The sequence below is a fragment of the Nitratireductor aquibiodomus NL21 = JCM 21793 genome, assembly GCF_000615975.1.
GTDB lineage: Bacteria > Pseudomonadota > Alphaproteobacteria > Rhizobiales > Rhizobiaceae > Nitratireductor > Nitratireductor aquibiodomus.
This window is the reverse complement of sequence record NZ_BAMP01000137.1, coordinates 1-7,857: the sequence shown is the minus strand read 5'-3', so window position 1 is coordinate 7,857 and position 7,857 is coordinate 1. Positions and strand designations below refer to the sequence as shown.

General features: G+C 63.3%; 12 protein-coding genes and 2 pseudogenes. All 14 read right to left on the bottom strand.

What is annotated here, in order from left to right:
* Positions 1-399: phage tail tape measure protein (locus tag JCM21793_RS22010; RefSeq protein WP_036541453.1), on the bottom strand; the 399-nt coding region annotated here is incomplete at its 3' end.
* Positions 400-428: 29 nt separating this feature from the next.
* Complete coding sequence (locus JCM21793_RS30750) at positions 429-644, bottom strand: rcc01693 family protein (RefSeq protein WP_280113550.1); 216 nt, start codon at positions 642-644, stop codon at positions 429-431.
* Positions 641-979, bottom strand: a complete 339-nt coding sequence (locus JCM21793_RS22000) for a gene transfer agent family protein (RefSeq protein WP_025031740.1) — start codon at positions 977-979, stop codon at positions 641-643. The genes JCM21793_RS30750 and JCM21793_RS22000 overlap by 4 nt, the downstream gene beginning before the upstream one ends.
* Positions 976-1,392: a phage major tail protein, TP901-1 family gene (locus tag JCM21793_RS21995; protein WP_025031739.1), complete on the bottom strand. Its 417-nt coding sequence runs from the start codon at positions 1,390-1,392 to the stop codon at positions 976-978. The genes JCM21793_RS22000 and JCM21793_RS21995 overlap by 4 nt, the downstream gene beginning before the upstream one ends.
* 60 nt (positions 1,393-1,452) lie before the next feature.
* Positions 1,453-1,827: a DUF3168 domain-containing protein gene (locus tag JCM21793_RS27760; RefSeq protein ID WP_244439963.1), complete on the bottom strand. Its 375-nt coding sequence runs from the start codon at positions 1,825-1,827 to the stop codon at positions 1,453-1,455.
* Positions 1,808-1,972, bottom strand: a complete 165-nt coding sequence (locus tag JCM21793_RS29400) for a hypothetical protein (protein WP_155983519.1) — start codon at positions 1,970-1,972, stop codon at positions 1,808-1,810. Before JCM21793_RS29400 ends, JCM21793_RS27760 begins: the two co-directional genes overlap by 20 nt.
* The gene (locus tag JCM21793_RS21985; protein WP_025031738.1) at positions 1,969-2,304 is read right to left on the bottom strand and encodes a phage head closure protein; all 336 of its coding nucleotides are present in this window, start codon (positions 2,302-2,304) and stop codon (positions 1,969-1,971) included. Before JCM21793_RS21985 ends, JCM21793_RS29400 begins: the two co-directional genes overlap by 4 nt.
* Positions 2,304-2,873: a head-tail connector protein gene (locus tag JCM21793_RS21980; RefSeq protein ID WP_025031737.1), complete on the bottom strand. Its 570-nt coding sequence runs from the start codon at positions 2,871-2,873 to the stop codon at positions 2,304-2,306. Before JCM21793_RS21980 ends, JCM21793_RS21985 begins: the two co-directional genes overlap by 1 nt.
* A 74-nt stretch (positions 2,874-2,947) precedes the next feature.
* A pseudogene (locus JCM21793_RS27755) lies at positions 2,948-4,200 on the bottom strand (phage major capsid protein).
* A gap of 10 nt (positions 4,201-4,210) precedes the next feature.
* Positions 4,211-4,872 (bottom strand): annotated as a pseudogene (locus JCM21793_RS27750) (HK97 family phage prohead protease).
* 24 nt (positions 4,873-4,896) lie between these two features.
* Positions 4,897-5,256: a DUF6107 family protein gene (locus JCM21793_RS21965; RefSeq protein WP_025031736.1), complete on the bottom strand. Its 360-nt coding sequence runs from the start codon at positions 5,254-5,256 to the stop codon at positions 4,897-4,899.
* A 57-nt stretch (positions 5,257-5,313) separates the two neighbouring features.
* Positions 5,314-5,499: a hypothetical protein gene (locus JCM21793_RS21960; RefSeq protein ID WP_155983518.1), complete on the bottom strand. Its 186-nt coding sequence runs from the start codon at positions 5,497-5,499 to the stop codon at positions 5,314-5,316.
* A 253-nt stretch (positions 5,500-5,752) separates the two neighbouring features.
* Entirely contained in the window at positions 5,753-6,418 is a 666-nt protein-coding gene (locus tag JCM21793_RS21955) for a hypothetical protein (RefSeq protein ID WP_155983517.1), read from the bottom strand.
* Between the two features lie 730 nt (positions 6,419-7,148).
* A partial coding sequence (locus tag JCM21793_RS21945) for a phage portal protein (RefSeq protein ID WP_025031732.1) occupies positions 7,149-7,857 on the bottom strand: 709 nt, incomplete at its 5' end.

The window sequence follows — 7,857 nt, the reverse complement described above, 5'->3', positions numbered from 1 at the left end:
CAGCCGCCCGTCAGCGCCGCGCTGCAGGGGGAGGATCGCCTCTGCACCCGCCTCGCCCATCAATCCCGTGCCGCCTGCCATCGGAAAATAGGTTGGCGAGGAGACAACCCCGCCATCGGCAAACGGCACCACGCCGCCCTTGGCGAAAGGCAGGATGCCGCCCACAACGCCTGAAAATAGCGACGAACCCAGCGCCGCCAAAGGCTGCAGCGCCTGCGAAAGCGCCATGCTCGCCAGGTTCATGCCGATGTTGCGCAGCACATCTTCAAACGATTTTCCGCTGACAACCGCACTTTTCAGCGCACCGGTCATCTGTCGGCCGAAGCCGTCCGCCAGTTTTTCCAGTTCGCCCAGCGCCTCCGCGAACGGCTTGGTATCCGCGCGGATCTCAAACGTCATGTCTTCCAAGGATTTGCCTCCGCTCAGTCTCAGATTTGGTGATCGGGAAACCGTTCCATCAGCTGATCGAGATCATTACGTGCCGGCACACCGACAGCGCTGCCGAACACGGCCTCCAGCGCGCAATTGAGTTCGCGCGGCGTCATGGACCAGAACGCAACCGGTGAAAGCCGCAGCACCCCAAAGGCAAACCCCATGACCTCACTCCAGGGAAAGGGTCTCGCGCGGGGTGCTGCGGCGTTCAAGGGTTTTGCGGCGGTTCCTCCGAGCCACCGAAGGTTGCCATCAGAAGCGCGCTTACAATGCGGGCAAAGCCGGCCGCCCCCTCGTCGCATCGCATCGCCCGCACGTCTTCCTCGCTCACGGCGTGGCCGCCGCCGCGAAGACCGACCGCGATCACCCGCAGCATGTCCCGTGCCGAAAGGCGTCCACTCGAAAACCGTGTTGCAAGTTCCCCCAGATCGTCCGCGGCAAAGGCGTCTTCGAGCTCGGCCAGCGCACCCAGCGTCAGGCAAAGCGTGTAGTCCCGGCCGTCGATCCGCGCGGCCACCTCGCCGCGCCTGCGGTTCACGCTGCTCATGGGACCTCCGCAAAGCTCACGGCACCGGCCGATTCCAGCGCAATCTCGAAGGTCACCTCGCCGTCGTGATTGCCACCATATTCAAGAGCGGTGATCTGGAACGAGCCGGACACCACGCCGAAATCCGGGATCGCCAGTTGCCAGCCGGCGATCTCACCGGCGAAGAACCGGCTGCGAATCGCGGCATCCGAAGCCCCGTCCTTGAATATCCCCGATCCGCTTATGGCTGCACGCTGGACGCCGCTGCCGGCCAGCAGTTCGCGCCACCGGCCTGCTGAATCCGCGTCGGTCACGTCCACTGTCTCGCTGTTGAAGGCGAGACGCTTGGCGCGCAGCCCCGCAACGGTCGTGAATGCCCCTGCTCCGCTCGTGTCGAGCTTCAGGAGCAGATCCTTGCCCTTCTTTGCACCCATATTTGTTCTCCAGGGATGTGTTGGTGTGTCAGACCGGCTCGATCACGGCGCGAAAGCGCATCAGCCGTGATAGGCGATAAGGTCTTCATCGAAGCGGATTTCACTGCCCTCGCGGCGCAGGTTGACCAGTTGATGCCCCGCAACCGGCAGGGACGACCCCTTCAGCACAGTGTCGATCCGGTCCATCAGTTGCAGCGCTTCGCGCCGCCCCTTGCCGTTCGACCAGACATTGACCGTGAAAAAATGCTCGCTGCCCTCTTCAGTATCCGTGCTCCAGTCATGAGCACTGGCCGGTCCGAACGTGACATAGGGATAGGCCGTGCGGGCCGGCGCCAGATCGTAGAGTTTCGCGCCGCCCAGCGCACCCGTCAGCGCCACATCTGCCGCCAGCGCACCGAACACCGCCTTTTGCAGTTCAAACGCGGCGTCGAGCATCATCACGCTCCTGCGCTTCCAACCTGGCCTTCTCCTTCAGGCGTGAGGCGCGACGCGCCTCTTCCCCCGCCTCTGCGGCCCTGTGCGCCAGCCGGCGCAGCGCGCGGGTCAGTCCCTCGCCAGTCAGTTTCATGCTCATCTTCATGTCTGCTTCTCCTTGGCGAGACAGACCAGGTAACGCCCGGTCTCGTCGGGATCGTGCGCCGTCAGGATGGTGAAAGCCCGTGTTGCGCGCACAAGCCGCATGCCGCCGCCCACGCCGGGTCGAAACCGCAGCGTGATGCGATGCGTCACCTCTTCATGGCGCTGCCCCGCGCCGAAAGGTGCCGACGCCCGCACCGGCTCGATGAAACCGAAGACCGTCGCCGTCTCGCTCCAGCTTTCGGTGTGCCCGCCCGCCCCGTCCGGAACGAGTGCCGCATGCTGCAGGCTGAGTTCCGTGCGAAACGCACCGGGATCGATAAACTGCACCCGCATCACAGCCTCGGCTTCCGATAGCCCTCGACGAGCCGCTGATAGCCAGCCGGCAGTGAAACCGGTTGATCTTCCGCCCCAAACGAAGCGCGGAATTCGAACCAGTGCGCCACAAGAAGAAGGATGGCGCGCCGCAGAAGGTCCGGCACATCCGTCCCCGCCTCGCCATAGCCGGCCCTGAAATCAATCTCGATGCCGTTCAGCCGCTGGCCCGGAAGCGGCCGCGATGCAATCGCCAGCCGCGCCGGTTGCGCATGCGCATCGAGTTGACAGGTAGCGGGATCGACAATCGAGGCCGCACCATCGGCATCGAACACCGTCACCGAAAGCACTTCGCGCACCGGCGTCCGGTTCAGATAAAGCACATCGCCCTGCGGCCAGTCGTCCAGCGTCAGCCGCCAGGACTGATCGATCAGCGCCTGTCCGGTTGTCTTCTCCACTTCCTGGCGGGCGGCACGGATCAACCCTTCGATGAGCGCATCCTCGCTCAGATGCCCGATCCGCAGATGCGCCTTGGCCTCGGCAAGCGTCACCGGCTCGACCAGCGGATCGACCGTTCGAAATAGCGTCATGCGTGAAACTCCCGTTGAAAAAACGGCCCCGGAACTGCTTCCGGGGCCGCATCGGCATGGTCGTCGAGGGAGGGCTAAACCGTGCCGAATTTCAAAAGCTTGACCGCATCGAAATCCTGAATGCCGCCGCCCACACGCTTGGTCGTGTAGAACAGCACATAGGGTTTGGCCGAATACGGATCGCGCAGCACGCGAACGCCGGCGCGGTCCACCACCAGGTAGAAGCGGCGGAAATCGCCGAACGCGATGGGTGTCGTGTCGGCGCCGATGTCGGGCATGTCCTCGGCCTCCACCAGTGGGAAGCCCATCAACATGGCGCGGCTGCCCGGCGTGGCCGGCGGCTGCCACATATAGTTGCCGTCCGCGTCCTTCAGCTTGCGCAGCGTCGCCTGCGTCTTGCGGTTCATCACCCAGCTGGCGCTCTGGCGATAGCCCGCCTTCAGCGCATAGACCAGATCGATCAGCACATCCGAGGAGTCCGTTGCCGGCAGCGCGCCTGCGGCGCCGGTCACATTATAACCGACATTGCCCCAGCTCCAGGTGGCATTCGCCACCCGAGCATAGCTCAGGAAGCCCTTCGGCTTGTTGATCCCGTCACCGTTGACGAAAGCCGCGCCCTCCTGCTCTGCGAAAGCGGTTTCCACCTCGCTGGCGATCCACTGGTCGAGATCGACCACCGCATCGTCGAGCAGCATCGCCGTTGCCGCCGGCATGGCGTAGAGCTCGGCCGTGGGAAACTGCAGTTCGTCCAGCGTTCCCGTCGCCGTTTCCGGGCGCGCCGCCGTCTCTGCCACCCAGCCCACCGCCGGGCCGGTCACCGCAAACGGCTTTTTCAGAACCGCACTCGAAACCTGCCGCACCGAGGCGATGGAGCGGATCGGCGAGAGTTCCGCCAGCCGCGCGCCGATGGCTGCCTCCGTTTCATCCGGCACCAGATAGCCACCATCCGGCGCCGAGCATAGGACATCGCCTTTTCTTCAAGCGAGCGCATGCCGCGCTCGTCGCCCGAACGCATATAGGCGTCAAACGCCTGTTTGCGCTCCAGATCCTGAAGTGGCGCGCCGCCACGCCCCAGCATAGGCCGCGTCTTCTTCAGAACCAGCGTGTCCAGCGCCTGTTTCTGCTCGTCGAGCGCCTGCGAAATGCGCTCCACCTTGTCCACCGTCACCACATCGGCGCTGCGTGTCTCAAGCTGTTTCAGCTTCTCGTTGTTGGCTTCCTTGAAGGTCTCGAACGCGTTCATGAATTCATGGAAAGCGCCCGTCACATCGCCCTCGTCCAGCGCCGACTTCACCTCCGGCGCGCGTTTTGCCTGTCCTGCCGTCATGTCTTCATCCTCAATCGTTGAACATGCGGGCCGCGCGGCGGATCACCGCCGCCAGCCCGTCATCAAAGCCCCGCGCGGCGTCCCGCTCGCGTTTCAAAGCGCCAAAGCCCTTGGCGATCACCACCCGGGCCTCGCGCCGCGTCAGGCCGGCATCCCGCGTCAGCCAACGCTCGAAGTCGCGCGCCGTGGGCAACGGCGCGCCCCTTCCCTCCGTCTTCACCTCGTCCACACGCGCCTCCGGCAGCATGGGAAAGGTGACCACGGAAATCTCCCAGAGATCCGCTTCCACAATGCGGCGTACGCCGGTCTTCGCCTCCGTCTTCGCCTTTACGGTGCGAAAGCCAATGGAAAGCCCGTCGAGCGCCCGGTCGCGCATCAGCTCCCAGACCTCCCGCGCCCTGGCGACACCAAGCGCCAACCTTCCCCGCACCAGAAGGCCGCGTGCGTCTTCGCGCAGTTCCTCCCAGGTGCCGATGGCTGGTTCGGGTCGTGCTGGAAAAGCATGCGCACCCCGGCCGCCCCGCGCTTTTCGAGCGAGCGCGCAAACGCGCCCCGCTCCACCGCGTCACGGCCAAGGTCGACCTTCCCGAACAGGCTCGCATAGCCAGAGAACGTTCCATCCGCCTCGACCGTCTCGATATCGAGCCCGGCATATTTGCGCTCATCGGGCATCGGCGCGATCTTTGCCTGCATGCTCTAGCGTCCTTTCTCATTGTGAAAAGTGTCGGCACGGCCATGCGGCAGCGGCGCAATCGGGCGCGCCTGAAAATACCGCAGCGCAAGCCCAATGGCGCTCCAGGCGCAAAGGCTTGCCACAGCCGCTCCCATCAGCATGGTTTCGGCCGCCCCCAGCCGTTCCGCCAGCTCCAGAATTTCGGCGAGCTTCAGCCCCGTCGCCCCGCCGAAAACCATTCCGCACACCACACCGACAGCAAAGCGGATCGCCGCATCGCGCCGGTGATTGGGCAGGATATAGGCAAGCGAAATCGCGGAGCCGGCCACAGCGCCAGCCCCCTTTGCGAACCATATCCAGCCCGCATGGGTCATGTCGGTCATGGGAAAAATCCTCGTTCGGGATCTTGTTCAAATATCCGGGCTCAAATGCCCGGCCGTCTACGCAGCATCGAAACGCCAGGCGCCCCTCATGGTGCGCCTGACGCGTGGATCGTCAAACAGGCGTTCCAGCAGTCTTCTTTCGCAGCAAAGCAGGCGCTCCCGGCGCTCACGCTTGGCGACAGCCTTCGCCAGATATCGATACAGTTCCGCCTCACTGCCGGTATCCGGGTTGCGGTAGATCACACCATTTCCACTTTTGGCATTGCGCTCAAATCTGTACCCGTTCCGAAAGAGCTCTTTCAGCAACCGCCTGCGTCCCCAGAGAGGATTAAAATGGGGAATCGCCCCGCGGGTCAGCTCGTGAAATCGTTCACGCGCCTGTCGAGCAACAGCTTCGAAATGAAGTATTTCACCGTGTATGGTGGACGTGGCGCTTGTCGATCCACGCGCTCCCAGCCGAGAGAAAGACAACCCGTCATCACACCGATTGCGGGTTCTACCGGTCTTCCGGAATCTCCACTTGCAGCAACTGCCCGGCCAGCCGATCGACCCTCTTTCGATTCGGCACCAGCTCAGGAAGCATGCGCTCCGCAGCAAGCAGATGATACTTCAGGTCCTCCGCCGAAACGCCATCTTCCAGCAAGCCGTAAAAAGTCCACATCTGATCGGTGTAGGTGCGGTCGAGCTTTGTAAGATTTTCCACCAGTTCCGGCTTCCACTCCGCCAGAAGAATGCACAGGATGCGGTCCAGCGTCTGGCTGCGCGCGGTCCACCATTCAGTCCCGCGTTCATATTCGAGCTTCTGGCCGATAAGAGCACCCGCCTCCCCGATGACGACCTGCGGAATGTTCATTCTGCCAAAATCGCCCTTGCTGCAGGTCCAGTAGCCGTCATCGGCAAGGACAAACCAGCTCTCCATGGAACGCAGAAACTCCACAGTTTCAGCCTCCGACATGGGAGGACACCTGCCAGGTTTCACCGTATCCCACGAGAACTGCGCAAGACCTTTCCGGTGCAGAGACCTAACCGCCTCACAAAACTCAACCAGATCACTACGGGAAGGTGGCTCGAACACCGTATTGATCAGGGTAAAAATGTTCTGTTCCCAACTTTCCTCCAATGTGGCAAGCAAACGGTTGCAGACTTCATCGATCGTGGTCACTGAAAGTTGCCTCACTGGCCATCGGGAATAGGAACGTGTCGTCCCTCGCGACGATTTGGGACTTTATACCTATAGTAGTATTGCATCAACCATTTACCGGGATCCGTGTTCCTTAGCGGTGGCTCTCTATTGGGACGCCTCATGATACGGACTTCAGTGTCTTGGGCGTAGTTCCTGTAGATAACACCTTGCCCGGTATCCGCAGGTCCTTTGTATCGGTATCCCGCGTTGCGCAACTCTTCCAATAAGCGCGTTCGCCCCCACAATGGATCGAACTCCGGAATTGCACCCCGGGTCAATTCACCAAAACGCTTCCGCGCTGCCGTCGCCACAGCCTCCAAATCCCTGATTTCACTATTTATTCCCGGTCCCCTCAGCCGTTCCCCGAAACTCCATCGAGGGTCGAGCCTGCGTACCTTGTAGAGTTCGGTGCGCGCCTGCATCGTAGCAATCTCGAGACGCGTGATCTGCGCGAGCGATGCACCCGGATAGCGCCGGCGCATTCGCGCAATACGCGATGCCCGCCCGCTTGCCGGCACCACAACGGACCCACCCCCGTCCGTCCACCGCCCTCCACCGGGATTTCCCGCCGGAACGCGCGGCTGAAGGCGCCATCTGGGGTTGTGTTTCAGTGCCCGTTCCAGCCGCCCTGCAGCAGCCAGCAGCCGGACCCATGCCGCCTCCCCGCGCATTCGGGCGGCAAGCATTTCCGTATCCACCATAAAGCGCCTCACTCGCCGCGCGGGCCATAGCCCACGGCCCGGCGTTTTTCCTCGTCGCTCAGGAAGTCGGCTGCGCCCACCCGGCTCCACAGCGCCTCGCGCTCGGCGGCCAGCCCCTCGATGCCATCCGCGTCGTACCAAAGCCGCACGCCAGCGCCGAACACCGGCTGGAGCCAGGCGGAAAACTCCTTCGCCACCCGCCCCACAAGCGGCAGCACGGTCAGGCGGTAAAAGGCCCGGTTCGCCTCCTGATAATTGGCATAGGTGTTGTCGCCGGGAATGCCGAGCAGCATGGGCGGCACGCCGATCGCCAGCGCGATGTCGCGGGCGGCGCCATTCTTCGCCGCCATGAAATCCATGTCGCGCGGCGAAAGGCTCATCGCCTTCCAGTCGAGCCCGCCTTCCAGAAGCAGCGGCCGCCCGGCGCGGGCGGCACCCGCGTAACCCTGTTCCAGTTCCACCTTCAGCCGGTCGAACTGGTCGTCGGAAAGGTTCCCGCCCTCCTTCGGCGCATAGACCAGCGCGCCCGAAGGCCGCGCGGAATTGTCGAGCAGCGCCTTGTTCCAGCGCGCCGCCTGATTGTGCGTGTCGAGCGCCATCAGCGCCGCGCCCAGCGGCGCGAAACCATAGTGATCGTCGAGCGGATGAAAAAGCGTGAGTTGCAGCGCCGCCCCCACCTCCAGCGGCACGCGCTCGCGCGCCTTGCCCTCGCGATAG